The sequence below is a fragment of the Streptomyces sp. A1136 genome (assembly GCF_004795055.1).
Lineage (GTDB): Bacteria > Actinomycetota > Actinomycetes > Streptomycetales > Streptomycetaceae > Streptomyces.
Map to the genome: position 1 here is coordinate 1 of NZ_SSBJ01000001.1, position 24,684 is coordinate 24,684.

23 protein-coding genes are annotated in these 24,684 nt (G+C 72.3%); 10 read left to right on the forward strand and 13 right to left on the reverse strand.

Going from position 1 to position 24,684, the window contains the following annotated elements:
* The 8 genes from E6R62_RS00005 to E6R62_RS00040 all read left to right on the forward strand — a co-directional run.
* Positions 1-383: LysE family translocator (locus tag E6R62_RS00005; protein WP_168713924.1), on the forward strand; the 383-nt coding region annotated here is incomplete at its 5' end.
* Positions 384-566: 183 nt separating this feature from the next.
* Positions 567-1,547, forward strand: a complete 981-nt coding sequence (locus tag E6R62_RS40555; RefSeq protein WP_136210011.1) for an alpha/beta hydrolase — start codon at positions 567-569, stop codon at positions 1,545-1,547.
* A complete protein-coding gene (locus E6R62_RS00015) occupies positions 1,540-2,769 on the forward strand; it encodes an acyltransferase (protein WP_240801394.1) in 1,230 nt (409 codons plus the stop codon). The genes E6R62_RS40555 and E6R62_RS00015 overlap by 8 nt, the downstream gene beginning before the upstream one ends.
* A gap of 94 nt (positions 2,770-2,863) precedes the next feature.
* Positions 2,864-4,153 (forward strand): sensor histidine kinase, encoded by a 1,290-nt coding sequence (locus E6R62_RS00020; protein ID WP_240801395.1) that lies wholly within the window; start codon positions 2,864-2,866, stop codon positions 4,151-4,153.
* Positions 4,150-4,821 carry a response regulator transcription factor gene (locus E6R62_RS00025; RefSeq protein WP_136210015.1) on the forward strand — a complete coding sequence of 224 codons (672 nt, stop codon included), beginning with the start codon at positions 4,150-4,152 and terminating at the stop codon, positions 4,819-4,821. Before E6R62_RS00020 ends, E6R62_RS00025 begins: the two co-directional genes overlap by 4 nt.
* Before the next feature lie 87 nt (positions 4,822-4,908).
* Positions 4,909-6,324 (forward strand): sensor histidine kinase, encoded by a 1,416-nt coding sequence (locus E6R62_RS00030; RefSeq protein WP_136210017.1) that lies wholly within the window; start codon positions 4,909-4,911, stop codon positions 6,322-6,324.
* Positions 6,321-6,980, forward strand: coding sequence for a response regulator transcription factor (locus E6R62_RS00035; protein WP_136210019.1), 660 nt, complete (start codon positions 6,321-6,323; stop codon positions 6,978-6,980). The genes E6R62_RS00030 and E6R62_RS00035 overlap by 4 nt, the downstream gene beginning before the upstream one ends.
* 100 nt (positions 6,981-7,080) lie before the next feature.
* Positions 7,081-8,283, forward strand: coding sequence for a cytochrome P450 (locus tag E6R62_RS00040; RefSeq protein ID WP_136210021.1), 1,203 nt, complete (start codon positions 7,081-7,083; stop codon positions 8,281-8,283).
* A 38-nt stretch (positions 8,284-8,321) separates the two neighbouring features.
* On the opposite strand, the gene E6R62_RS00045 is transcribed toward E6R62_RS00040, so the two are convergent.
* On the reverse strand, positions 8,322-9,185 hold the full coding sequence (locus tag E6R62_RS00045; RefSeq protein ID WP_136210023.1) for a diacylglycerol kinase: 864 nt from the start codon (positions 9,183-9,185) through the stop codon (positions 8,322-8,324).
* Between the two features lie 130 nt (positions 9,186-9,315).
* Here E6R62_RS00045 and E6R62_RS00050 point away from each other — a divergent pair, with 130 nt between their 5' ends.
* On the forward strand, positions 9,316-10,599 hold the full coding sequence (locus E6R62_RS00050; RefSeq protein ID WP_136210025.1) for an adenylosuccinate synthase: 1,284 nt from the start codon (positions 9,316-9,318) through the stop codon (positions 10,597-10,599).
* A 127-nt stretch (positions 10,600-10,726) separates the two neighbouring features.
* On the opposite strand, the gene E6R62_RS00055 is transcribed toward E6R62_RS00050, so the two are convergent.
* From E6R62_RS00055 to E6R62_RS00075, 5 genes are all read right to left on the reverse strand, one after another.
* A complete protein-coding gene (locus E6R62_RS00055; RefSeq protein ID WP_136210027.1) occupies positions 10,727-11,665 on the reverse strand; it encodes a hypothetical protein in 939 nt (312 codons plus the stop codon).
* Positions 11,666-11,912: 247 nt separating this feature from the next.
* The gene (locus E6R62_RS00060; RefSeq protein ID WP_136210029.1) at positions 11,913-12,803 is read right to left on the reverse strand and encodes an alpha/beta hydrolase; all 891 of its coding nucleotides are present in this window, start codon (positions 12,801-12,803) and stop codon (positions 11,913-11,915) included.
* A 211-nt stretch (positions 12,804-13,014) separates the two neighbouring features.
* Positions 13,015-14,253, reverse strand: a complete 1,239-nt coding sequence (kynU, locus tag E6R62_RS00065) for a kynureninase (RefSeq protein ID WP_136210031.1) — start codon at positions 14,251-14,253, stop codon at positions 13,015-13,017.
* Positions 14,246-15,091, reverse strand: a complete 846-nt coding sequence (locus tag E6R62_RS00070) for a tryptophan 2,3-dioxygenase (RefSeq protein ID WP_136210033.1) — start codon at positions 15,089-15,091, stop codon at positions 14,246-14,248. Before E6R62_RS00070 ends, kynU begins: the two co-directional genes overlap by 8 nt.
* 128 nt (positions 15,092-15,219) lie before the next feature.
* Positions 15,220-15,633: a DUF3151 domain-containing protein gene (locus tag E6R62_RS00075; protein ID WP_136210035.1), complete on the reverse strand. Its 414-nt coding sequence runs from the start codon at positions 15,631-15,633 to the stop codon at positions 15,220-15,222.
* A 148-nt stretch (positions 15,634-15,781) separates the two neighbouring features.
* Between E6R62_RS00075 and E6R62_RS00080 the strand changes: the two genes are divergently transcribed.
* The gene (locus tag E6R62_RS00080; RefSeq protein ID WP_240801396.1) at positions 15,782-16,954 is read left to right on the forward strand and encodes a transposase; all 1,173 of its coding nucleotides are present in this window, start codon (positions 15,782-15,784) and stop codon (positions 16,952-16,954) included.
* A gap of 126 nt (positions 16,955-17,080) precedes the next feature.
* On the opposite strand, the gene E6R62_RS00085 is transcribed toward E6R62_RS00080, so the two are convergent.
* The 7 genes from E6R62_RS00085 to E6R62_RS00115 all read right to left on the reverse strand — a co-directional run bounded on the left by E6R62_RS00085 (position 17,081) and on the right by E6R62_RS00115 (position 24,628).
* Positions 17,081-19,033, reverse strand: a complete 1,953-nt coding sequence (locus tag E6R62_RS00085; RefSeq protein WP_136210037.1) for a helix-turn-helix domain-containing protein — start codon at positions 19,031-19,033, stop codon at positions 17,081-17,083.
* 70 nt (positions 19,034-19,103) lie between these two features.
* Positions 19,104-19,808 (reverse strand): BTAD domain-containing putative transcriptional regulator, encoded by a 705-nt coding sequence (locus E6R62_RS00090; protein WP_136210039.1) that lies wholly within the window; start codon positions 19,806-19,808, stop codon positions 19,104-19,106.
* A 114-nt stretch (positions 19,809-19,922) separates the two neighbouring features.
* Entirely contained in the window at positions 19,923-20,702 is a 780-nt protein-coding gene (locus E6R62_RS00095; protein ID WP_136210041.1) for a ScbR family autoregulator-binding transcription factor, read from the reverse strand.
* A gap of 209 nt (positions 20,703-20,911) precedes the next feature.
* On the reverse strand, positions 20,912-21,934 hold the full coding sequence (fbaA, locus tag E6R62_RS00100; protein ID WP_136210043.1) for a class II fructose-bisphosphate aldolase: 1,023 nt from the start codon (positions 21,932-21,934) through the stop codon (positions 20,912-20,914).
* A 253-nt stretch (positions 21,935-22,187) separates the two neighbouring features.
* A complete protein-coding gene (gene pyrE / locus E6R62_RS00105; RefSeq protein ID WP_136210045.1) occupies positions 22,188-22,727 on the reverse strand; it encodes an orotate phosphoribosyltransferase in 540 nt (179 codons plus the stop codon).
* A gap of 46 nt (positions 22,728-22,773) precedes the next feature.
* The gene (locus E6R62_RS00110) at positions 22,774-23,562 is read right to left on the reverse strand and encodes an aldose 1-epimerase (RefSeq protein WP_136210047.1); all 789 of its coding nucleotides are present in this window, start codon (positions 23,560-23,562) and stop codon (positions 22,774-22,776) included.
* Between the two features lie 178 nt (positions 23,563-23,740).
* Positions 23,741-24,628, reverse strand: coding sequence for an SRPBCC family protein (locus E6R62_RS00115; RefSeq protein WP_136210049.1), 888 nt, complete (start codon positions 24,626-24,628; stop codon positions 23,741-23,743).
* Positions 24,629-24,684: the final 56 nt, after the last annotated feature.

The following is a 24,684-nucleotide window of genomic DNA, read 5'->3' on the forward strand; positions in this document are numbered from 1 at the left end:
CCGAGCCGGGCGGGCCGGGCGGGCCGGGCGGGCCGGGCGGGCCGGGCCGGGAGGCGGCAGCGGGTGGCGGGCAGGCGCAGGGGCGCGGGGGTGGTGCCTGGCGCACCGGGCTGATCAGCAACGCGCTGAACCCGAAGATCGCCGTCTTCTACACGGGCCTGCTGCCCACGCTCACCCCTGCCGGTCTGCGCCCCGCGGCGGGCATGGCGCTACTCGTAGGGGTCCACGTCCTGCTGACCCTGCTCTGGCTGGGCACGTACGTCCACGTCCTCTCCCGCGCCCGGCACTTCTTCGCGCGCCCGCGCGTCCGCCGGACTCTGGACCGGGTGACGGGTACCGTCCTGATCGCCTTCGGCGTCCGGGTGGCGACGGCGGCCTCGTAACCGCCCGCCCCTGCCCTGTTCCCGGCCCTGCTTGTGCGGCGATGTGGCTAGTAGGTAGCCCGCCTCATACCTGAGAGCTACCCGCGAAGGCCGCTCCACAGCGGGACGCCGACGAGGGGGGACGGTTCCTAACTTCGGTACGAGAGAAGAGCGGCAGGCTCTCCGGACCCGAAGGACACCCTCATGAACACCATGGTCAGCCGCCTGCGTCGCGCCCTGCCGGCCGCCCTCATCGCGGCCGCCGTGGTGTTCCCGGTCTCCGCCGCGGCCTCCCCCGACGTACCGGCGCCGAAGCCCGTCGCCTTCTCCGCCAGGGCCTCCCCGCACGACCGGTACGCCGCGAACCTCGGCAACATCGCCGAGGCGGCCCGGATGGCGCAGGCCGCGGGCCGTACCGGTCGGGCGGCGAAGTTGCGGGCCATGGCGGCCGGTTCGGGAGGCGGTCGGTTCCTCGCCTTCGACGGTCGGGGCAAGGGACGGGCAGTCGAGGTGCTCGGTGATCTGGAGAACGCCGACCGGGTCACCGTCTTGGTGCCCGGCTCCGACACCACGATGGACACCTATCAGAGATTCCGTGCCGGGGCGGTCGCCCTTGAGCAGCGCCTCACGGCCGAGCACCCGAACTCCGCCGTGGTCGCCTGGCTCGGGTACGACACCCCCGGCACGGTCAGCACCACGGTGCTGACCATCGACCGCGCCGACGGGGCCGCGAGCGAACTGGCTCGCTTCCTGTCCGAGGTGGAAACCCTCACCCGCCCCGACACCCGCCTCTCGCTGCTGTGCCACTCCTACGGTTCCGTGGTCTGCGCCCGGACACCTACCGGCCCCAAGGTCACCGACCTGGTGCTGTACGGCAGTCCGGGTACCGGGGCCGACTCCGTCGCCGGGCTGCCCACCGGGGCTCGGGTATGGAGCGGTCGGGGCAGCCGCGATTGGATCGGCCGTGTCCCCCATGTACGGCTCGGCGGGATCGGGTTCGGCACCGACCCCGTCGACCCGGCCTTCGGCGCCGCGCCCTTCACCGCCGGTAACGCCGGCCACAGCGATTACCTCAAGCCCGGCACCACCTCCCTCGACAGCCTGGCCCGCATCGTCCTGGGACCGACCCCCGCCGGCGGACCCACGACCGCCCTTGCCGGCGCGCCGGAGGCCTCCCGTGCTTGAGGCCCTCGCCCGTTGGTCCCGACTCGCGGACCGAGTGCATGCCGGGACACCCGCTTCCCGAGACCGCTCCGTGGACGCGCTGCGCGCCCTGGCCATCCTCGGTGTGGTCCTGGGCCACTGGCTCGTCACCGCTCTGACCACGGCCGAGGGCGGCCTGAGCGCCACGAGCCCGCTGGCCCGCATGCCCTGGCTGACGCCGGTCTCGTGGGTGTTCCAGACGCTGGCCGTGTTCTTCCTGGTCGGCGGGCATCTCGCGGCCCGGGGCTACTCATCGGCCCGGGCACGCGGAGTTCGGTACCGCACGTGGGTCGGACAGCGGCTGGGGAGGTTGTTCCGGCCGGTGGCCGCGGTGCTCACGCTCTGGGGCGTGGCCTCCGCCGGGATGCTGCTCGGCGGGGTGGCACCGGACACCCTGCACACGCTGCTGAAGCTTGTCCTGTCCCCGCTGTGGTTCCTGTTGGTGTTCGCCGCGCTCACCGCCGCGACGCCGTTGGTCGCGCGGCTCCACCCGGTGTGGCCCTTGGTCGTCGTGGTGGGTGTGGACGTCTGGCGGTTCGGCTTCGAGGGCCCCGACCGGATCGGCTGGGCCAATGTCGCCGCCGGCTGGCTTGTCCCCTTCACCCTGGGCGCCGCCTGGTCACGGGGCGCGTTCTCCCGCCGCGCCCCGGCGGCGGCCCTGCTCGTGGGCGGCGCCGTCGCCACCGCGGTGCTGGTCCTTTGGGGCGGGTACCCCTCGTCGATGGTGGGAGTCCCGGGTGCCGCGATCTCCAACCTGAACCCGCCCACCCTTGCGGTCGTGTGCTTCGGCACGGCCCAGTGCGGGCTGGCCCTGCTGGTCCGTGAGCCGCTCGCCCGGGCCATGCGACGGCCCCGGGCATGGGCGAAGGTGGCGTTGCTGAACCTGTCCGCGATGACGGTCTTCCTCTGGCACCAGACGGCGATGATGGCCGTCACCGCCCTCGGGCTCCTCGTCTCGGCGGACCTGCCGGGCCTGCACACCGTGCCCGGGTCCCCGGAGTGGATAGCGAGTCGGTTGCTGTGGCTGCCGCTGTTCGCCGCCGCGCTGGGCGTCTGTTGGGTCGCGTTCCACGGGTACGAGCGGGGCCCGTCCCCGCGGGGCGGCCCCGCTGCCGGGGCGGGGTCGGTTGCCCCCGACCGCCGAGGTGCTCCGATGGCTCCGATGGCTCCGACGACTGCGATGACAGAAGTCGGCCATGCCTAGTCTGACCGTTGTGAACGCGCAGCGCGATGTCCCTTACCCGGCAGCCCCTTTGACGACGGGCCGCGTGCCGGGCAGCCCTGTGGGGGGTGGTCCTGTGCCGGGCGACCCCGTACGGGGCGGTCTGGCACAGGAGTTGTTCACCTTGAAGAAGGACCCGCTCCCGCCCATGGCGCGGCCCCGCCTGCTGGCCCGGCTGCCCCATGTCCTCGTCGTCTACGCGGCGGTGTTCTTCGGCTCCCTCACCTCGACGCAGCTCCAGGACCACTACGACGTCCACGACCCGAGCATCGTCCTGCTGTCGCTCTTCACCGGCTTCTCACTGGTGATCGCGATGTTCCGTCCCATCGGGGCCTGGTGGCTCGGCCTGCTGAACGCCGGCTTCATCGCCTGGGTGATCCGCGACCATGTCGGGCAGGGGCAGGCGTGGCCGTGGACGGCCATCGGACCGTTCTCCTTCGCCCCGCTGATCCTGCTGGTGGCCCTGCGCGTGCCGCCGCGGGTGACCATCGCCGTCATCAGCGTCTCGGTCGCCGCCGGCGCCGTGGCCGAGGGGGCCTTCAAGCCGGAGAAGAGCCGCAGCAGCCTCCTCGTGGCCCTCCTCGTCTTCGGGTTCGCCGGGCTCCTCGGATACGCGCTGCGGGCGATGCGCCTCGCCCGTGGCCAGCTCGTCGCGCAGGAGACGATGACCGAGGAGGAGCGGGCGCGGCGGACCCTGCTGGAGGAACGCAGCCGCATCGCACGCGAGTTGCACGACGTCGTCGCCCACCACATGTCGGTGATCTCCATCCAGGCTCAGGTCGCCCCCCACCTGGTGGAGAACCCGTCGGAGGAACTCAAGGAAAACCTGGCGGGCATCCGACAGAACGCACTGGAAGCCCTCACCGAGCTGCGCCGCGTGCTCGGTGTGCTGCGCTCCGAGCATCCCGACGACCCGGCGAACCCGCACCATCCGCAGCCCACCCTCGCGGATCTCGACGGTCTCGTGGACAACGTCCGCGCGGCCGGGCTGGAGGTCGCCACGGAGATAGCGGGCATCCGGCGGCCGTTGACCCCCGGCTCCGAACTCACCGCGTACCGGATCGTGCAGGAGGCGTTGAGCAACTGCCTGCGTCACGCACCGGGCTCTCGGGTGGAGGTGGGGATCGCCTACGGCCCGCGTGAGCTGCACCTGTGCGTCGCCAACAGCGCACCGACCCGGGCGGCCGCGCCGTCCCCCGGAGCCGGGCACGGGCTGCTGGGGATGCGCGAACGGGCGGGCATGCTGGGCGGTGAACTGGCCGCCGGCCCGCGCCCCGGAGGCGGATACGAAGTGAGCGCCGTACTGCCCATGGATCTTCCCGGGGGCGCCGCGTCCGGGACCGACGAGACGGAGAAGCCCTCATGACCGCCCCGATCAAGGTGATGATCGCCGACGACCAGATGATGGTCCGGCAGGGGTTCACCGTGCTGTTGAACGCCCAACCCGACATGGAGGTCGTCGGCCAGGCCGTGGACGGCTCCGAGGCGGTGACAAAGGTCGCCGAGCTCCGCCCTGACGTGGTCCTGATGGACATCCGCATGCCCGGCATGGGCGGCATCGAGGCGACGTCCGTCATCACCGCCGACCCCGCGACCGCCGTGAAGGTGCTCGTGCTGACCACCTTCGACCTGGACGAGTACGTGTACGAGGCCCTGCGCGCCGGCGCCTCCGGGTTCCTGCTCAAGGACGCCTCCGCGGACCAGCTCGCGGAGGCGGTGCGTGTGGTGGCGGCCGGTGAGGCGCTGCTGTCCCCGAACATCACGAAGCGGCTGATCACCGAGTTCTCCCGGCTGGGGGCGCCCCGCGCGCCGTCGCGGGCCCGGATCGACGAGCTGACGGAGCGGGAGACGGAGGTGCTGTCCCTGATCGCGCAGGGCCTTTCCAACGCGGAGATCGCACAGCACCTGGTTCTGGCCGAGCAGACCGTCAAAACGCATGTGAGCCGCATCCTGGTGAAGCTGGGCCTGCGCGACCGGACACAGGCCGCGGTGTTCGCGTACGAGACGGGCCTGGTCCGTCCCTCGGGCTACTGACGCACCGCCGTAGTACCTGAGGGGGAGGTCCGGATATCCCCATCAGCGGCGACGCGGATGAGGTGGTCGCGGACCTACGGTTCGTACATGACCGAGACGACCGCCGGGGGGACAGCCCGGACACCGGAACTGACAATGGCTTCGGGGCTCATGAAGATCCTGCGCCACGACCTGTTCGAGGGGGCCTTCGACTACCGGCCCCTGCCGCCGATGCGCACCGATGGACCACTGCTGCGGCTGTTGCCGGCGGGCGTGCGCGCGAGGGCCGGTTACCTCCCGCACGCGCTGGTGGGGCTGGTGGCGGTGATCGTCCTGCTGGCCGGCAGCTTCGATTCCTACGGTGTGCCGCACGCCCTGCGCCTGTTCACGGGCCTGATAGCGGCGGTGCCGATTGTGATGACGCTGGTGCGGCCCGTGGGGGCGTTCTGGGTCGTCTTGGGTACGACAGCGGTCCTCGCGCTCCTCCAGGACCGCGACTTCACCTGGCCGTGGGCTCCCGGGAGCTTCATCGCCTACCTCGCGGTGGTGACCGTCGTGGCGATGCGGAGCCGACCTCGGACGGCCTGCTGGCTGTGGTTGATCACCGTGCTGTTCGGGACGGCGATGCCCGTGCTCACGAGCACCTACGGTTCCGCCAACGCGGCGCCCATGGCGTTCGCCTCCGCCCTCACCCTGCTGACGGTCACCGTCCGCAACACCCGCCGCCAGGCGGAGCGCGCGGTCAGCGCCCAGCAGCAGGTGACGGCCGTCGAGCGGGACCGGCGCACGCTGCTGGAGGAGCGGACGACGATAGCGCGCGAGTTGCACGACGTGGTCGCGCACCACATGTCGGTGGTGGCGATCCAGGCGGAGGCCGCGCCGTACCGGGTGAAGAACCCGCCGGCCGAACTGGAGGCGGCGTTCGTCACCATCCGGGAGAACGCGGTGGCGGCGCTGACGGAGCTGCGGCGGGTGCTGGGGGTCGTGCGTTCCGCGGACTACGAGGCGCCGGACGGGCCGCAGCCGACGCTGGCCTCCTTGGACGAACTCTTGGCCAATGTGCGCGAGGCCGGGCTGAGTGTGGACAAGACGGTCACCGGAGCGGTCCGGGAACTACCGCAGGGCGTGGAGTTGTCGGCGTACCGCATCATCCAGGAGGCGTTGAGCAACTCGCTGCGGCACGCGCCGGGCGCGGTGGCCGGGGTGGAGGTGTCGTATGTGCTCGGCGGCTTGGGGATACGGGTGGTCAACGGTCCGCCGACGGAGAAGGTCCTGCCGTCGCCCGGCGCCGGACACGGGATCACCGGGATGCGGGAGCGGGTGGCCATGCTGGAGGGGGAGATGACGGCCGGGGAGACGGATGAGGGCGGGTACGAGGTCGCCGTGTTCATACCGGTGCCCCGCGCCACGGAGACCTCGCCGTCTTCCTCGAATTCCTCGACCCCGTCGACTTCCTCGACCCCCTCGTCTCCGGGGGCGCCCTCGGCGGCACTCCCCTCGTCACCCCTGGAGCGGCCGGCATGACGATCAAGGTACTGATCGTCGACGACCAGATGATGGTCCGCGAGGGCTTCTCCGTCCTGCTGAACGCGATGGAGGGCATCGAGGTGGTCGGCGAAGCGGTCGACGGCCTCCAGGCCATCGCGAAGGTCGGCGCCCTGCGACCGGATGTGGTGCTGATGGACATCCGGATGCCGGAGATGAACGGTTTGGAGGCGACGCGGCGGATCGTGGCCGCGGACACGGGGGCGAAGGTGCTGGTCCTGACCACCTTCGACCTCGACGAGTACGTGTACCAGGCTCTGCGTGCGGGCGCCTCGGGGTTCCTGCTGAAGGACGCGTCCGCGCGACAGCTGGCCGAGGGCGTGCGGGTGGTGGCGGGCGGTGAGGCCCTACTGGCCCCCTCGGTGACCAAGCGACTGATATCGGAGTTCTCCAAGCTCGCGGAGGCACCGAAGCTCGCCGATCCGACCGGGGTCACCCAGCTGACGGAGCGGGAGACGGAGGTGCTGATCCTGATAGCCCAGGGGTTGGCCAACGCGGAGATAGCGCAGCGGCTGGTGGTGGCGGAGTCGACCATCAAGACCCATGTGAGCCGCATATTGGTCAAGTTGGGCCTACGGGATCGCACCCAGGCGGCGGTGTTCGCCTACGAGACCCGGCTGGTGACACCGGGATGAGGGGGGAACAGGCAACGGGAGGGCTCGACAAGCTACGGCTCGGATCGCGGTGATGTGGCGAAAAGACCGCTGGAGCGCGATGTCGATCTAGGCTGCGGAGATGCGCTTTGATCCGTGGGACGCCGCGTTCGTAGCCGACCCCTATCCCGCCTACCGGGAGTTGCGCGAGCGGGGTCGGGCGGTGTGGTCGGAGGCGACCGGCCAGTGGCTGGTGCCGCACTACGCCGATGTGAGCGCGCTGCTGCGGGACCGCCGGCTGGGGCGGACGTACCTGCACCGCTTCACGCACGAGGAGTTCGGGCAGCAGGCTCCGCCGCCGGAGCACGAGCCGTTCCACGTGCTCAACGGCAACGGGCTGTTGGACTTGGAGGACCCGGCGCACGCGCGGGTGCGCCGGTTGGTGGCGAAGGCCTTCACCCCGCGCACCGTGGAGCGTCTCGCGCCCGCCGTCGAGCGGCTGGCCGGGGAACTGGCGGACGGTCTGCTGGCCGCCGGGGGTGGCGATCTCCTGACGGCGGTCGCGGAGCCGCTGCCGGTCGCGGTGATCGCCGAGTTGCTCGGCATCCCGGAGTCCGACCGGGCGCTGCTGCGGCCCTGGTCGGCGGACATCTGCGGGATGTTCGAGCTCCGGCCGGACGAGGAGACGGCGCGGCGCGCCGTCCGGGCGAGCGTCGAGTTCAGCGACTACCTGCGCGCGCTGATCGCCGTACGGCGGCGGCGCCCCGGGGCGGATCTGATCTCCGGCCTGATCGCCGCCCACGATGAGGAGGGTCGGCTCAGCGAACAGGAAATGATCTCCACCTGTGTGCTGCTGCTCAACGCGGGCCACGAGGCGACCGTCAATACCACCGTCAACGGCTGGTGGGCGCTGTTCCGCCATCCCGACCGGCTCGACGACCTCCGGCGTCATCCCGAAAAGTTGTCCACAGCTGTGGATGAACTCATGCGATACGACACACCCCTACAAATGTTCGAACGCTGGGTGCTGGACGAGATCCGGATCGGGGAGTCCGTCATCCCGCGCGGCGCCGAGGTGGCGCTGCTCTTCGGCTCCGCCAACCGGGACCCCGCGCGGTTCGAGCACCCCGACACGCTGGACCTCGTACGCGCCGACAACCCGCACCTGACCTTCGGCGCGGGAATCCACTACTGCCTGGGCGCACCACTGGCCCGGCTGGAGCTCAAGGCCTCCTTCGGCGCCCTGCTGGCGGCCGGCGGCCCGCCGCTACGGCTCGTGGAGGAGCCGCAGTGGCGGGAGGGGTACGTCATCCGGGGGCTGCGGAAGCTGCTGGTCACCGTCTAGGGACGGCGGTCCGCGCGACGCCCCCGGCCGCGCCGGGTTCAGCGCGGCACGGTGAGGGACCAGGCGCCCGGGCGCAGGGTCCAGGTGCGTCGGCGCAGCGGCCCCGTCACGGCCGCGTGGTCGGCGCGGTATCGGAAGTCCGCACCCGATACCGTCACCGTCGCGGCCCGCACCGTCAGCGCCGCGCACCCCACCAGCCGGACCACCACCTCCGCCGGCCCGCCCGGCTCCCTGGTGACCACCGCGACGTCCTGGACCGGGTGGTCCACATCGGCGAGGACCGCCCCGTCCGCCTCCACCCTCAGCCGGTGCACCGCGTGAGGGCCCCCCGCCCCCGGCGGGCTCGGCAGCAGCATCCGGAGCAACGAGCGGTAGCTCCGTACGGGTGGGACCTGCTTGCGCACGGGCGGCGGAATGCGCAGGCCCCCCAAGACCACCCCGTCGCTGTCGTCCACCAGCAGGTCACGCGCCTGCACCACCCCGTCCAGCGCCGCCCGCGCCGCCATCACCGCCGAGAGCGGCACACCCAGCGACCCCGCCAGCGCGAGGGAGTGCGCGGGACCCACCGGAATCAGCGACAAGGTCTCCCCGGCCAGGTCACGGGAACGGTGCATGAGTGTCACCGCGCGTAGCAGGGCCCGGTCGTCGCCCACGATCACCAGGCGTCGATGCCCCCTGCGGGCGAGTGCCCGCGCAAACTCCTCCGGCGAGTCGGGGAGAGAAACTTTTGCCGTCGCCCCGGCGCACAACACATCTTTCGCGATCCGCACGGACTCGCCGTCGAGACGGCGGGCGACCGGGTCGACGAGCACGAGCAGGCCGCCTACCGGCGCGCCCGCATGGCTCATGGTGGGCTCTGGAGCCGACACCTCGGTCCTTCCTCGGGTAGCATCTTTGTGCAAGAGGCCCTTGCGCTATTGCGCCAGGGCCTTCGTCTATTCCGGGGTACCGGTCCGACGGCTCAGCCTGCGGTGTACATCGTCGTACGCCCCCTGACCTTGGACATGCCCCATCCGGAAGAGGTGTACGCCTGTGCCCGCTCTTGTGCTGCTCGGAGCTCAGTGGGGTGACGAGGGCAAGGGAAAGGCCACCGACCTGCTCGGTGGATCCGTTGACTATGTGGTGCGCTACCAGGGCGGCAACAACGCCGGCCACACGGTCGTCGTAGGCGACCAGAAGTACGCGCTGCACCTTCTCCCCTCCGGCATCCTCTCCCCCGGATGCACCCCGGTCATCGGCAACGGTGTCGTCGTCGACCCGGCCGTACTCCTCTCCGAGCTGCGCGGGCTCAACGAGCGCGGGATCGACACCTCGAAGCTGCTGATCAGCGGTAACGCGCACCTGATCACGCCGTACAACGTCACCCTCGACAAGGTCGGCGAGCGCTTCCTCGGCAAGCGCAAGATCGGCACGACCGGCCGCGGCATCGGTCCCACCTACGCGGACAAGATCAACCGCATCGGCATCCGCGTCCAGGACCTCTACGACGAGTCGATCCTCCAGCAGAAGGTCGAAGCGGCGCTGGAGGGCAAGAACCAGCTCCTCGCGAAGCTCTACAACCGCCGCGCGATCGACGCCGCCGCCATCGTGGAGGAGATGCTCCAGTACGCGGAGCAGATCAAGCCCTACGTCGCCGACACCACCCTGATCCTCAACAACGCGCTGGACGAGGACAAGGTCGTGCTGTTCGAGGGCGGCCAGGGCACCCTGCTCGACGTCGACCACGGCACGTACCCCTTCGTGACCTCGTCGAACCCGACCGCCGGAGGCGCCTGCACCGGTACCGGTGTCGGCCCGACGAAGATCAGCCGCGTCATCGGCATCCTCAAGGCCTACACGACGCGCGTCGGCGCGGGCCCGTTCCCGACCGAGCTCTTCGACCAGGACGGCGAGGACCTGCGCCGCATCGGCGGCGAGCGCGGTGTGACCACCGGTCGCGACCGCCGCTGCGGCTGGTTCGACGCCCCGATCGCCCGCTACGCCACCCGCGTGAACGGCCTGACGGACTTCTTCCTCACCAAGCTGGACGTGCTGACCGGCTGGGAGGAGATCCCGGTCTGCGTCGCGTACGAGATCGACGGCAAGCGCGTCGAGGAGCTCCCGTACTCGCAGTCGGACTTCCACCACGCGAAGCCGATCTACGAGAACCTCCCCGGCTGGTCCGAGGACATCACCAAGGCCAAGACCTTCGCGGACCTCCCGAAGAACGCCCAGGCGTACGTCAAGGCGCTGGAGGAGATGTCGGGCGCCCCGATCTCGGCGATCGGTGTCGGCCCGGGCCGGACCGAGACGATCGAGATCAACTCGTTCCTGTAGGCCCCCGGCGCCGCCGTCGAAGCCGAAAGCCTCGCCGAAGGGGTCGGGCGCCAACGCGCGCCCGGCCCCTTCGGCGCGTCCGGCCCGGCCCCGCCGACGTCCGTCCTGTCCGCCCCGCCGACGTCCGTCAGGTCGAGCGGTGGATCAGGAGGAGGGTGTAGGTACCGGTGACCGTGTCGCGGACCGCGGTCAGCGCCGGGGTGTTGCGGCTGTCGTGCTCGTCGAGGTCCGTCCCCTCGTCCCAGGTCTTGCCGTCGAAGACCGCGTGGCGCAGCCGGTCCTCCCGAGACGACGGGTACACCGCGTGCAGCCTGCCGTCGTACGAGGCCACGGCCGCCCCCCGCCGGCTCGTGTGGCCCTCGCCCAGCGGGACGGGCTTGTGCCAGGCGGCGCCGTCGTGGACCGCGTGCATCAGGCGGGCGTCGTCGGTACCGAAGCGGTAGACGAGGTGGATCTTCCCGTCGTGGACGGTGGCGGACAGGTTCGCCGGGTAGGGGCCGTTCTTGTTCCAGACGCGCAGCATCCCGTACACGCTGTCGCCGTCGGCCGGCTTCTCCCAGGGTCCGCGCGCCGTGCGCGCCACCCGGTGGATGATCTTCCCGTGCAGCGGTGCGACGGCGAACAAGTGCAGAGCGTCCCCGAACGAGACCAGCGCGGGGGCGATCCCGTCCTCCAGGGCGACGGCCGGCGCCTGCGGTTCGTCGCCGGCGAGTGTGGTGACGGCGATACACCGGCGGCCCGAGGGGTCGGTGAGGGTGAGGGCCAGGTGGAGCTCGCCGCCGTGGGCGGTCAAGGACGGCGTCTCGACCGCCTCGCCCAGCAGCAGTTCCTCCGTCACCTCGCCCCGCAGCACGTCCAGCAGTTCCGGCGCGTACGTGGTCACCCGCAGCGGCAGGTACCGCCCGTCCTGCTGCCGCGCGCCCCGGTGAGCGCAGTACAGCCTGCCCCCGTTGACCGCGATCGCGGGCGCGGCCGCACACGTCCGGTCGGCGAAGACCTGGTCGGCCTGCCAGCCGCCCGCCGTGCTGTAGACGGAAAGCCAGAGCTTGCGCTCGTCCTCGGCCATGGGTGCTCCCCTTCGCTCGACCGGACGGGAAACCGGGCCCATCCAGAGGGCAACGGCGCGATGTCCCACGCCGCGAACGACCGTAGTCAGGCGGGCATCGTCAGCCAACCCACCTGGCGGATACCGGCCACGCCTTAAGATCAACAAGGCCAGAACCAGGCCCCTTGGGCAGCTTTGTCCCGCCTGGGACCCCTTCGGACCCTTCCTGGCCCCGGTCGCGGGACGGCTGCCGGGACTTCCCGAAGGGCTACCAGGCGAGCTGCGAGATCTCCTCGGCGACCACCGCGCAGGCATCGGCGGCCGGGTCGATGAGCGGGAAGTGCCCGACGCCGTCCAGGAGGGTCAGGCCGACCAGTTCCCCCGCCTTGGCCGCCGCGGCGACGTACGCCTCTGCCACCTCCTCCGGGACCACGATGTCGTCCCGGCCCTGCACCACGGCCGTCGCGATGCCCGTCGGGAGCAGGGCGGCCGGGTCCGCGTACGGCAGCCGCTCGTCCCAGTACCGTTCGCCGCCCAGCAGTTGCGCCGACGCGCCGCCGCAGACGCCCAGTTCCTCCGCCACCGTGAAGTCGGCGATCGGGGCCAACGCCACGACGCCGCGCAGGGGCGGCGGGGTCGCCGGCCGCCAGGGGCTGTCCGCCGGCAGGACGTGGCGGGCCGCGGCCCACAGCGCGAGGTGGCCGCCGGCGGAGTGGCCCGTCACCACGGTCCGGCGCACATCGGCCTGCGGGAGCGCCTCGGCCGCGAGCCTCGGCAGCGCGTCCATGGCGGCGGCGACGTCGTCGAAGGTCTCGGGCCAACGCCCCGCGACGGGACCGTCGCCCCCCTGATGCGGCAGCGAACCGCCGCGCCGGTATTCGACGTTGGCCACGGCGAAACCCTTCCGGGCCAGGAAGTCGGCCAGCGGCGTGATGTGTCGCCGGTCGTACGGAGCCCGCCAGGCGCCGCCGTGCAGGACGACGACGAGCGGGGCCGGCCCCAGGGTGGCGCCGGGCGGGGCGTCACCGCGCGGGGCGTAGAAGTCGACGACCTGGTCCGGGTGTTCCCCGTAGGCGCGGGTCGCGTCCGGCTCGACCGGCGGATGGGAGAAGGCCGAAGCGGACTCGGCGGCGTCCCGTTCGACTGCGGGGTCCGTCATCGGCTCAACCTCTCGGTAACGCATGGGGCAAGGGTGAACAGGTGCAGCAGGTGTTACGTCGGGGACACGTGTTCCGGTGTTCCGGCAGAGCGGGACCGTATCAGGCCTGAACACGCCGATACGTAGCGGGCCGAGGCGATGAGGACGCGGGCGGAGCCGAAGCTCCGCCCGCGCTGTGTCGTGCCCCGCGATGTGACGTTTCTCCGCTAGATCACCCGAAGATGTGACCCAGCGTCCGCGCCGCGCGCTCCACGTCGGCGAACGAGACGTAGAGCGGGGTGAAACCGAAACGCAGGACGTCGGGTGCCCGGAAGTCCCCGATCACGCCCCGCGCGATGAGTTCGGTCATGACCGCGCGGGCGTTCTCCGTGCGCAACGAGACCTGGCTGCCGCGGCGGCCGTGGTCGTCGGGAGTCACCGGTTCCACGGTGCCCGCCGGGACGTACGCGGCCACGCACTCCAGGAAGAAGTCCGTCAACGCGAGGGACTTGGCCCGCACCGCCTCGATCGGGACCCCGTCCCAGGCGTCGAGCGCCGACTCCAGCGCCAGCATCGACAGGATGTCCGGCGTTCCCACCCGGCCGCGCGCCGCGCCCTCCGCGGGGACGTACTCGGCGGTCATCGCGAACGGGTCCGCGTGCCCGTTCCAACCGGGGAGCGGGGAGTCGAAGGCGGCCTGGTGGCGTTCGGCGATGTACAGGTACGCCGGCGAACCGGGTCCGCCGTTGAGGTACTTGTAGGTGCAGCCCACCGCGAGGTCGACCGCGTTCTCGTCCAGACCCACGGGCAGCGCCCCGGCGGAGTGGCACAGGTCCCAGACCGTGACGGCGCCGGCGCCGCGGGCCGCGGCGGTGAGGGCCGGCAGGTCGTGCAGTCGCCCGGTGCGGTAGTCGACGTGGTTGAGCAGGACGACGGCGGTGTCCGGGCCCATCGCCGCCGCGGCCTGCGAGGGGTCGACCGGGACGACCGTGAGGCCGGTCATCCGGGCGGCCGACGCCGCGATGTAGCCGTCGGTCGGGAAGGTGGAGGCGTCGACCAGCAGCCGGGTGCGGGAGGGGTCGGCCAGGCGGGCCGCGCCGACCAGCGCCTTGAACAGGTTGACGCTGGTGGAGTCGCCGACGGTCACCTGGCCGGGCGCCGCCCCGACCAGCGGGGCGATCTTGTCCCCGATGCGCTGCGGGGCGGTCCACCAACCGGACTCGTCCCACGAGCGGATGAGGAGTTCGCCCCACTGGCGGCTCACCACATCGGCGGTGGTGGCCGCGACACCGGCGGGGAGGGCACCCAGGGAGTTGCCGTCGAGGTAGACGACGCCGGCCGGCAGGGTGAAGCGCTCACGGAGCCCGGCCAGCTCGTCCGCGGCGTCCAGGGCCGCCGCGCGGGAGGCGAGCTCCCCCGCGCCCGGCCCGATCGCGGTCGGTAGGGGCGCGGTCGTCGTCGGCTCAGACATGGCTGCGCGCCGTCCACAGCTCGGGGAAGACGTTCTTCTGGGCGCGCTTCTCCAGCCACGTCACGCCCGCGGAACCGCCCGTGCCCGTCTTCGCGCCCATCGCGCGGCGGGTGGCGACCAGGTGGTCGTTGCGCCAGCGCCACACCAGCTCGGCCACGTCCGTCAGCACCTCGCCGAGCCGGTGCAGGTCGGGCTGCCCGTCGGGGTCGGCGTACAGCTCCGTCCAGACGGCCTCGACCTGCGGGGACGGCTCGTAGCGCTGCGACAGGTCCCGGTCCAGGACGGACGCGGGAACGGGCAGGCCGCGCCGCGCGAGGAGCCGCAGCACCTCGTCGTAGAGGCTGGGCTCGTGGAGGGCCTTCTCCAACTCCGCGTGGACGCGCGGGGCGCCCCGGTGCGGCACCAGCATCGAGGCGGACTTGTCGCCGAGCATGAATTCCATGCGGCGGTACATCGCCGACTGGAAGCCGGAGCCCTCGCCGAGCGCGGAGCGGTACGAGTTGAACTGCGCGGGGGTCAGCTGCGCCAGCGGGCGCCAGGAGGCGTTGAGGGCCTCCAGCTCACGGAGGGAACGTTTCAGCGCGTCCATCGCGACCGGGACCCGGTCCTCGCGGAGGGCCTTCGCGGCCGTCTCCCACTCGTGGACGATCACCGTGAACCACAGCTCCATGACCTGGGTCGTCACCAGGAAGACCATCTCGCCGGGGTCGTCCGAGCGGAGGTGCTGGAGGTGGGTGAGGACGTCCGCCTGGACGTAGTCCTCGTAAGGGGTGGTGCCGGCGAAGTCGAGGTTCGGGGTGTCCGAACCGGCTCCGGAGGCATCAAGGGCGTGCGACATCTCTGTCTCCTCGACACGTGCTTCCGGGTAGCGGTCCGCTCCTTCCGGTGAGGTAAGTGGAGCCCCGGTCCCCTGCTCGCATCATAAACAGGACTTCCGGGGCCCCTCTAGGCCGGCAGGCCAGGGCGTTACGCGAGCGTGTCCGCCGCCGTCTCCGAGGAGTCGCGCAGGAAGGTCGAGCAGCGCTCGTACTCGTCCTTCTCGCCGATGGCGCCCGCGGCGCGCGCCAGGGCGTGCAGGGCGCGCAGGAAGCCTCGGTTCGGCTCGTGCTCCCACGGCACCGGGCCGTGGCCCTTCCAGCCGGCGCGGCGCAGGGAGTCCAGACCGCGGTGGTAGCCCGTACGGGCGTACGCGTACGACTCGACGGTGCGGCCGGCCGCGTAGGCCTCGTCGGCGAGGGTGGCCCAGGCCAGCGAGGACGTCGGGTGGGCGGCGGCCACCTCGGCGGCCGGGGTGCCGGCGGCGAGGGCCTCGCGCGGGGCGGGGTCGTCGGGCAGGTGGGTGGGGGCGGGACCCCCGAGCAGGTTCTGGTGAATCGACATGCGCCCAGTCTGGGGTATCGGGCCCGCTCCGCGCCGCCCGGTGGTGGGCGCCCCACCACCGGGGGCGGCAGGGGTGTGCCCGGCGCACCTCCCCGCGGGGAGGTGCGGGGGCGGACGGTAGGGGGGTAGTCGACCGAGGGGGTAGCGCGTGAACACCGGCACCGGCGTGGGGACCGGCGGGCCCGAGCACATGGACGAGGTCGTCGAGGAGTTGTGCGCCGCGGTGTTCGCGCCGTTGCGACGCCGGGACCAGCGTGACCGGGGGCGCCAGTACGTACGGGGGCTGCTCGCCGCCGAGGGGCGCAAGTCGATCCGCAACATGGCGCTGCAGACGGGCTCCGGCCGCGCGGCCGAGGAGCAGGCGCTGCACCACTTCATCGCCGGTTCGACCTGGGACTGGGAGCCGATCCGTACCGCGCTGGCGCACTACCTCGCCCGGTCGGCGCCGCTCGGCGCGTGGGTGGTGCGGCCGATGGCGATCCCGCGCGGCGGTGAGCACTCGGTGGGTGTCGGCAACCGCTTCGACCCGTACCGGGGGCAGATGTTCCGGGGGCAGCAGGCCTTCGCCACGTGGTTCACCTCGGCCGGTGGGGCGACCCCGGTGTCGTGGCGGCTGTTCCTCGGCGGCGGGGGGCCGGTGGAGTCGGCGGACTCCTACGAGGCGTGCGCGGTCGCGGGGGTGCCGGAGCTGGCCCGGCGGTCCGAGGCGGGCGTACGGCCCGTCGTCCTCGACGTCCCCGACATCGCGACCGGGGCCGCGCCGCACCGGTTCGCGGCGGCCGGGGTGCCGGTGGTGGCGCGGATCGGACCGGGTGCGCGGCTGGGGGTGGTGGACCAGCGGCTGCCGAGTTACGGCGCGTTGCCGATGGCGGCGCGGGACATCCTGCAGAACGTGCGCGGGATGCGGATGCCGGTGGATTGGGCGGACCCGGACCGGCCCGGGGCCCGGCGCAGCTCGCTCGTGGCGGCGGTACGGGTGTTGCTCGCGGGGCGGGAGATGCTGCTGTTCGGGGAGTGGTCCGACGCGCGGCGGCTGCCGGGGGCCATGTGGGTCACGGACATGACGCGGGTGGCGCCGGGGGCGCTGGTGCGGCTGACGAAGGAAGCCGGGAAGGTGTCCCGGGCGGCCGGGGCGAGCATGGACCGGGTGGGGCTGCGGGACTTCGCGGGGCGGTCCCTGTCGGGGTGGCACCGGCACGTGACGCTGGCGTCGGTGGCGCACGCGGGGCTGTGGCTGGCCGGGGGCCTGCCGCCGGTGCCACCGCGGCCCGCCGCGACCACCCCGCTGCGGCGTCCCTGCCCGGCCCTGGCCCGCTGCTGACCCGCCACCCGGGACGGCCCGGCGGCACGCCGGATTCCGGTCCGGGGGACGCCGTTGCCCCGGGGGCCCGGGTCGCGGGGCGTTCCCGCGACGGGACCTCCAGGCGGGGTGGCCGTCCGCGGAGGCTCATGGTGTGGTCGGGGCGTGGGGCTGCGTCGAGCGGCGGGCGTGGAGGACCGCGCGGGTCTTGCGCAGCCGGAGGGCCATCTGGATCTCCAGGGCCTGGCCCGGCTTCTGCCAGCCTTCGCCCAGCAGTTCCGTGATCCGCTCCAGCCGCCGCGACACCGTGTTCGGGTGGACGTGCAGCGCCTCCGCCGCATGGGTGGGGCTGCCGCCCGAGGCGAAGTACGCGTCCAGCGTCCGCGTCAGGTCCGTCAGGCGGTCCGCGTCGTACTCCAACACCGGGCCGATCGTGGACGCGATGTAGGCCTCCACATCGTGATCCGCGGACAACAGCAATCCCACGAAGCCCAGTTCGCGCAGCGAGGCCGTACCCCCGGCCCCGTCGAGCGCGGTCAGCGCGTCCAGGCAGCGCACCGCCTCCGCGTAGACGCGGGCCACCTCGCCCGGTCCCCCGGCCGGCCCGGCGGCGCCCGTCGACACGGCATGGCCCAGCAGCGGTGACAGCTCCCCGGAGACCCGGTGCGCGGCGGCGGAGGCGTCCGTACCCGGCAGGAGCAGCACGATGCAGCCGCGACGCACGCCCTTGAGACCGCCCATCCGGTAGGCGTACGAGGACGCCCACGCCACCGCCCGGCCCAGCTCCCCGCCCTCCGGCCGGGCCACGACCACCACGTGCGGGCGGTCGAGGTCGATGCCGAGTCGCCGGGTCCGCTCCGACAGGCGCAGGTCGAACGAGTGCGGCCGCTCCAGCAGATCGGCCAGCAGTTCGTCGTGCACGGGCCCTTCCGCCGCCGCCGTACCCCGCTGGATCAGCATCAGCGAGGCCACCGACTGCGCCGCCAGCCCGAGCAGCCGTACGTCCTCCTCCGCGAGTGGCGCGGACGCGCTCAGCAGCAGCACCCCGAGGTCCTCGGCCCCGGCCAGCACCGGCGCCAGCCACACCTCTCCGGACAGTCGGACGGGGCGTCGCCCGGTCAGCGCCTGGAGCGCCGCCTTGGTCACCGACTCCTCATCCAGCTCGGGCAGTTCACCGGTGACGGTCAGCACCCGCCCGCCGGGGTCGCGGACCTGGAGCACACCGTCCAACGCGTCCGCGGTGGCGTGTGCCAAGGTCGCCAGCCCGGCTCCGTCCAGGACCAGCCCGGCCAGCCGTGCGTGACACTCCCACAGGTAACGGACGCGGGTGAGGGCGGTGTTGGTCCGCGTGCCGAAGGCCGCCAACTCGGTTACCTCGTCGCGGGTCTGTTCCAGCAGCCGCGCCTTCTCCAGCGCCACGGCGGCCAGGTCGGCGAGGGAGAGCAGCAACCCGATCTCGTCGGGGGTGAACCGGCGCACGCGGCGGTCGGCCCCGTAGAGCGCGCCGAGGGTGGAGTCCCCGCGCCGCAGCGGCACGGCGATGATCGCGTGCAGGCTCTCGGCCCGGACGACGGCGTCGATGCCGGGCGCGTGCACGATGGTGTCGTCGTTCAGGTAGTCGGCGCTCCAGACGGGGGAGCGGCGTTGCTGCGCGATGCTGCCGAGGCCGCTGCCGGTGCGCAGTTCGAGCCCGATGTTGAGGGCGGTGGTCTCGCCCTCGGAGGTGCGTACGTACGCGGACCCGTCCGGGCGGCTCAGGGACAGCCACGCCATGTCGAAGCCGAGGAGGCGTCGGGCCCGGCGGGTGATCAGGCGCAGCAGGCCGTCGATGTCGTAGGGGGAGGTCAGGTCGTGCGCGGTGTCGACGAGTGCGGTCAGCGCGGCCTCGCGCTGCTTGCGGCGACTCGCGCTCGCCCGAACGGAGCGGGCCAGCGCCACCGCGCGGGTGAGCCCGGCGAGCCGGTCGGGGTCCGTTCCCGCGCCGTGAGCCTCGTCCAGCAGGGTGTCGTAGGCGCTCTGCGGTGCCTCCTTGGCGAGCAGTTCCAGTACGGCGAGCACGCCGTCGGCGGCGTCCCCGTCCCGCGTCCCGATCTCCCCCATGCGGCGCTTCCCCCGTCCGACCTGCTGTTTTCCGCCCGGATCGTGAACCTAGGTTCCGCGCGGCGGAGGGTCAAGCGCCACACGCCACGGGCGGACCGGGGAGTGGACGGGCGGAGAAAACGGCCTCGACGCGTTCCTCCGCGCGGCGCACGCCTTCCAGGAAGGCCCCGCCGGCCCGCTCCCCGCCTCCTGCGCCGCGCAGACCGGCCAGTTCCCACCCCAGCTCACGACCCCGTCCCAACGCCAGTTCGGCCTCGACCCACTGCTCCAGCACCGAGCGCCGGTCGGCGTCGAGCACCGTGACGCGGGCGCCGAGCCAGGGGCCGACCTCGATGCCGTCGAGGGCGGGGCCGGTCCACAGGGCGAGGGCGCGGCGCAGCCTGCGGGCGGCCTGCTCGAAGTCGCCGCGGCTCATGGCGCGGTATCCGGCGCCCGCCTCGCGCTCGAACTCCCGGACGTCCGACCGGCCGCCGCCGGTGTCGAGAACATACCCGCCGGGCCTCTCGGACAGCACGGTCTCGGGAGTTCGTACCGAACCGGCCGCCAAGACCTCCGCCAACCGTTCACGCAGGTGGCGTACTGCGGTGTGCAGGACGGCGTGGTGATAGGAAGAGGAGGCACGGTGCGCGAGTTCGTCCGCGAGGACGGTCTCCGGAACGACGCGGTCGGGGGAGGCCGCGAGCGCCGCCAGTACGTGTCTGGCCTCGGGGGTGTGCGCCGTGATCGGCACGCCGTTCTCGGTGACGCGCGGCTCTCCGAGCAGTTGGATGTCCACAGTTCTTCTCCCCCTGACCACAGGAGGCTTCGCCCCCAAAAAATAATACCCGGAAGCATCTTTTTTGGAAGGGGAGAAAGGGCGCGGAAGTGGCCCGTGCGACAGGAGGGTTCGTCAGGCGCCCAGCGCCTCCCGCAGGCTGACACCCGGTCCGGTCGCCACCCCGCCGTCGCCCGGGAACTCGCGCCCGGCGTCGGCCTCGTGCGACGCCACGCCCGTCGCGCAGCCCTCCCGGCACTCGTGCGCGCCCCGTCCGCCGAAGAGCGCCCGCGCGCCCCGCCCCGGCGCGGTGTCCAACCGGATCGCGACGGCCGGCACGACGACGCTCGGCATGACGTGCGAGTACAGCTCCGAGACCTGGCGGTCCATGTCCAGGCCGAGCGTCTGGGACATGGTGTTGAGACCGGCGTACGCGCCGACGATCAGTTGCGAGGGGACCGCCGGATCGACACCCGGCAGCAACTCCCCGCGCCGCTTCGCCTCCGCCAGCACCTCGGTGTGCAGGGCGATCCAGGCCTGGTAGGGGGCCGCCTTGTCGAGGGTGGGGCCGGCGCGGTCCAGGGTGAGCCGGGCACTGGCCCGCATGAGCACGTCGTGCCGCAACTGGTGGCAGAAGACCATGCCCATGTCCAGGAATTCCTGCGCCTTGTACTCCTGCGGGAGGGCCTGGGGCCGCTCCTGGTTCTGGGCGTCGATGACGGCCTGCGCGAGGGCTTCCTTCGAGCCGAAGTGGAAGTACAGGGCACCCTTGGTGACCTTGGCGATGTTGACGATGTCGGAGAGCTTGGCGGTGTCGTACCCGTACGCCTCGAACACCGTCGCGGCCGCCTCCAATATGGCCTGCCGGGTGCGTACCGCCCGGTCCTGCTTCACCGGCGGGCGCTCTGTTCTCATGGGTGGGCCTCTCCTGACCCCCGGATTTACATCCCCGGGAGTACGTTCTTGTCAGGTGATTCCACACCATCGCGCTGCCGCAGTCCACCGCCGTATGTCACCTCCGGCCATCTCGCCCGGAAACGGACATGCGACAGGGGCCCGACCGCCCTTGGGGACGGTCGGGCCCCTGTCGTGGGCCCTGTCACGGACACCGCCGTGACGGAGGACTACTTCAGCTTGGTGCCGGTGGAGCGCAGGTTCGCGCAGGCCTCGGTGACCCGCGCGGCCATGCCGGCCTCGGCGGCCTTGCCCCAGGTACGGGGGTCGTACTTGGACTTCGTGCCGACCTCGCCGTCGACCTTCAGGACGCCGTCGTAGTTGCGGAACATGTGGTCCACGACCGGGCGGGTGAAGGCGTACTGGGTGTCGGTGTCGAGGTTCATCTTGACCACGCCGTTCTCCAGCGCGGTGGCGATCTCCTCGGCCGTGGAGCCCGAACCGCCGTGGAAGACGAAGTCGAACGGGGAGGCCTTGCCGTACTTCTCACCCACACCGGCCTGGAGGTCCTTCAGGAGCTCGGGGCGCAGGACGACGTTGCCCGGCTTGTAGACGCCGTGCACGTTGCCGAAGGAGGCGGCCAGCAGGTAGCGGCCCTTCTCCCCGAGACCCAGGGCCTCGGCGGTGCGGATCGCGTCCTCGACGGTGGTGTAGAGCTCGTCGTTGATCTCGTGGCTGACGCCATCCTCCTCGCCACCGGTCGGGGTGATCTCGACCTCAAGGATGATCTTGGCGGCGGCGGCCTTGGCGAGCAGCTCCTGGCCGATGGCCAGGTTGTCGGCCAGGGTCTCGGCGGAGCCGTCCCACATGTGCGACTGGAAGAGCGGGTTCAGGCCGCGGGCGACGCGCTCGGCCGAGATGTCCAGGAGCGGACGTACGTAGCCGTCCAGCTTGTCCTTCGGGCAGTGGTCCGTGTGCAGCGCGACCGTGATGTCGTACTTCGCGGCGACGACGTGGGCGAACTCCGCCAGGGCGACGGCACCGGTGACCATGTCCTTGTTGTACTGGCCACCCAGGAACTCCGCACCGCCGGTGGAGATCTGGATGATGCCGTCGCTCTCGGCCTCCGCGAAGCCGCGAAGCGCAGCGTGCAGGGTCTGGGACGAGGTCACGTTGATGGCGGGGTAGGCGAACTTGCCTGCCTTCGCCCGGTCCAGCATCTCGTTGTAGACCTCGGGGGTTGCGATGGGCATCTGTCCGCTCCTTGGATGTGCGGGGAGTGTGCGATTGCTGGCCCTGACCTGGGGGCGACGTTGCCGTCGCGCCTATCTTTCCAGATTCGGCACCAGCCTCGACCCGGGCCCGGTGGACGTTTCACGTGAAACATCCGGCCGGGCCGGGGGAGGCAGGGAAAACACCAGGTCAACGACCGCACCCCCGGAAGGACGGGTTCCGGCGGGCGTCTCGGCCCGTGGACGCCCGACCTCCGCCGACCCCCGACGAGGGCTAGGACAGACCCAGGTCCGAGAGCCGGTAGCCGGTGAGGTAGGGCAGGCCCGCCTCCGCGATCGCGTCGGCCGCGCCGCGGTCCACGATCGTCGCCACGGCCACGACCTCGCCGCCGGCCTCGCGGACCGCCTCGACGGCGGTCAGGGGAGATCCACCGGTGGTCGACGTGTCCTCGACCACCAGGCAGCGCTTGCCCCGCACCTCCGTGCCCTCGATCCGGCGCTGCATGCCGTGCGCCTTCTGCGCCTTGCGGACGACGAAGGCGTCCAGGCGCCCGCCCCGCGCGGCGGAGGCGTGCAGCATCGAGGTCGCCACCGGGTCGGCGCCCAGGGTCAGCCCGCCGACGCAGTCGTAGTCGAGGTCGGCGGTCAGGTCGAGCATGACCTGACCGACCAGCGGGGCGGCCTCGCCGTCGAGGGTGATCCGGCGGAGGTCGATGTAGTAGTCGGCCTCCCGCCCGGAGGACAGGGTCACCTTGCCGTGCACGACGGCCTTGTCCTTGATCTGCTGCAGAAGCTCATCGCGTACGTCACTCATGGCTCCGAGCTTAAAGGGACACCGGGTCCCGCCTTGACGACGGCACCTACGACAGGCGTCGCCAGGTCCAGGTGGTGGAGATCTCCAAGGGGTCCACGGGGGTGACCAGCCGCGGCGCGGTGTTCAGACCGTTCGGTGGGCCGGACTGGGGTTCGACGCAGATCGCCTCCGGCTCCTCGTCGTAGACGACCACCCACTCCGCCCGGCTGGTGATCTTCAGTTCCAACGCGCCGGGCCAGGTGAGGGTGACCTCCACCCCGTCGGGCATGCCGAAGCAGTCGTCCCACGGTCCGGGCTTCGGGTCGACGCGGTGGCCGCTGGGGATGTGGTCGGGGCCGCGCTCCTCCTGCCAGGCGGCGGTGAAGTCGAGCTGCGCCTCGGCGCCGCCGGCCACCAGGCTCCGGTTGAACCAGGGGTGCCAACCCGCCTGGGCCGGGAAGGAGTCCCCGTACGTCTCCACCCCCATCGTGAGCGTGAGCGCGTCCTCGCCCAGTGCGAAGACCTGGGTCACCCGGCCGGGGTAGGGCCACGGGTCGGCGAGGTCGTACGTGAACACGGCCTCGGTGTCGGTGCTGTGGGCCGGGCGCCAGGCGGCCTCGCGGCCGAAGCCGTGGATGGCGTGCGGGGGATGGTTGAGCGGCAACCGGTGGACGGTCGCGCCGTCGCGGAACCGGCCGTTCGCGGTGCGCCCGCACCACGGGACCATGGGGAAGGACCCGTACTTGGGGCCCTGCCGCAGGAGCTCGGTCCCGTCGACACGCAGACTGCTGATCCGGCAGCCGTTCTCCTGGTCGATCGTCAGCTCGGCGCCGCCGGCGCTCAGTCGCGTACTCATATGGCCGACCCTAAACGGCCGGGACCGTCCGCGCGGCCAAGGCCGTCCCACCCAAGCGGCGCCGTCCGGACGGCCTTTCGACCGCACGGGTCCGTCCTCGACCGTACGCCGAGGCCGTATCTTTCGGATCAGGCCGGATCAGCCCGCCGCGGGCCCGGCATGATCCGAAAGACACGGCCTAGCGCCGGCGGCGCAGGACGCGGCCCACCACGACGGCCGACGCGACGGCCAGGGCCGCGGCCGGGGCGATCCAGCGCAGGCCGACTCCGGCGGCACCGGAGGAGGGGGCCGGGACGGGGGCGTAGCGGCCGCGCGGGGGCGCGTGGTCGACCTCCTCGGCACTGCGGCCGATCATCGTGCGGCGGGCGTGGGCGGCTTCGGCGGGGGGCCGAGCGGGTCCGTCGAGCGCGCCGGGCTCACCGAGACCCTCGAAGCCGCCTTCGGCGAAGGGGGCGGGGGACGGGTCGAGGGCCGGCGGCGGGACCTCGGCGTCGAACACCGACTCGGTGACCTCGGTGACGCCGTCCTCCACACCGCCCCCGAAGTCGTCGGCCCCGTCGCCGTCGCCCGCGTCGTCGAACTCCGCCTCCTCGGCGTCCGCCACGGGATCGGCCACCGACTCGACGGCCGGCTCGGGCTCCGCCGCCGCCCCGAGGTTCGCGGCGGTGCGGTCCAGCAGCCGCTGCACGGCCGCGGCGGTGTCCTCCGGCGCGAAGCCCGCCGAGCGCCCGTCGGCGGAGCCCTCCCCGGAGATCTCCAGCCGGGTCCCCTCCCCCTGCGGGGTGAGCCGCAGCGCCAGCGAGAGCTTGACGCTCCCGCTGCCCCGTACCTCGGCCGCCTCGCCCTCGACGGCGAAGTGCCCCGGGTCCCGCTCGGTGACGGCCAGCGCCCCCCGATAGGTCACGGTGTGCCCGCCCACCCGCACCTTGATCCGGCCCGCGAGGGGCCCGGACGCGGTGTCGGCGTCCTGTTGGAGCCCGGGTACGCAACGGGCCACCCGGGCGGGGTCGCGCAGCACGGCGCGGAGGTCTTCTGCCGGTACCGGGACGAACACCTGATGCTCCATGCGGACGAGCCTACCGACGAGACCGGTTCCTGTACCCGGTGCTGCGCCGACCCGGG

Bases quoted from the DNA above. Each gene is read 5' to 3' on its own strand.
- E6R62_RS00095 (WP_136210041.1), bottom strand. From the start codon at position 20,702: ATGAGAACAGAGCGCCCGCCGGTGAAGCAGGACCGGGCGGTACGCACC.
- E6R62_RS00115 (WP_136210049.1), bottom strand. From the start codon at position 24,628: ATGGAGCATCAGGTGTTCGTCCCGGTACCGGCAGAAGACCTCCGCGCC.
- E6R62_RS00110 (WP_136210047.1), bottom strand. From the start codon at position 23,562: ATGAGTACGCGACTGAGCGCCGGCGGCGCCGAGCTGACGATCGACCAG.
- kynU (WP_136210031.1), bottom strand. From the start codon at position 14,253: ATGTCTGAGCCGACGACGACCGCGCCCCTACCGACCGCGATCGGGCCG.
- pyrE (WP_136210045.1), bottom strand. From the start codon at position 22,727: ATGAGTGACGTACGCGATGAGCTTCTGCAGCAGATCAAGGACAAGGCC.
- E6R62_RS00040 (WP_136210021.1), top strand. From the start codon at position 7,081: ATGCGCTTTGATCCGTGGGACGCCGCGTTCGTAGCCGACCCCTATCCC.
- E6R62_RS40555 (WP_136210011.1), top strand. From the start codon at position 567: ATGAACACCATGGTCAGCCGCCTGCGTCGCGCCCTGCCGGCCGCCCTC.
- E6R62_RS00070 (WP_136210033.1), bottom strand. From the start codon at position 15,091: ATGTCGCACGCCCTTGATGCCTCCGGAGCCGGTTCGGACACCCCGAAC.
- E6R62_RS00030 (WP_136210017.1), top strand. From the start codon at position 4,909: ATGACCGAGACGACCGCCGGGGGGACAGCCCGGACACCGGAACTGACA.
- E6R62_RS00060 (WP_136210029.1), bottom strand. From the start codon at position 12,803: ATGACGGACCCCGCAGTCGAACGGGACGCCGCCGAGTCCGCTTCGGCC.
- E6R62_RS00085 (WP_136210037.1), bottom strand. From the start codon at position 19,033: ATGGGGGAGATCGGGACGCGGGACGGGGACGCCGCCGACGGCGTGCTC.
- E6R62_RS00025 (WP_136210015.1), top strand. From the start codon at position 4,150: ATGACCGCCCCGATCAAGGTGATGATCGCCGACGACCAGATGATGGTC.
- E6R62_RS00055 (WP_136210027.1), bottom strand. From the start codon at position 11,665: ATGGCCGAGGACGAGCGCAAGCTCTGGCTTTCCGTCTACAGCACGGCG.
- E6R62_RS00075 (WP_136210035.1), bottom strand. From the start codon at position 15,633: ATGTCGATTCACCAGAACCTGCTCGGGGGTCCCGCCCCCACCCACCTG.
- fbaA (WP_136210043.1), bottom strand. From the start codon at position 21,934: ATGCCCATCGCAACCCCCGAGGTCTACAACGAGATGCTGGACCGGGCG.
- E6R62_RS00035 (WP_136210019.1), top strand. From the start codon at position 6,321: ATGACGATCAAGGTACTGATCGTCGACGACCAGATGATGGTCCGCGAG.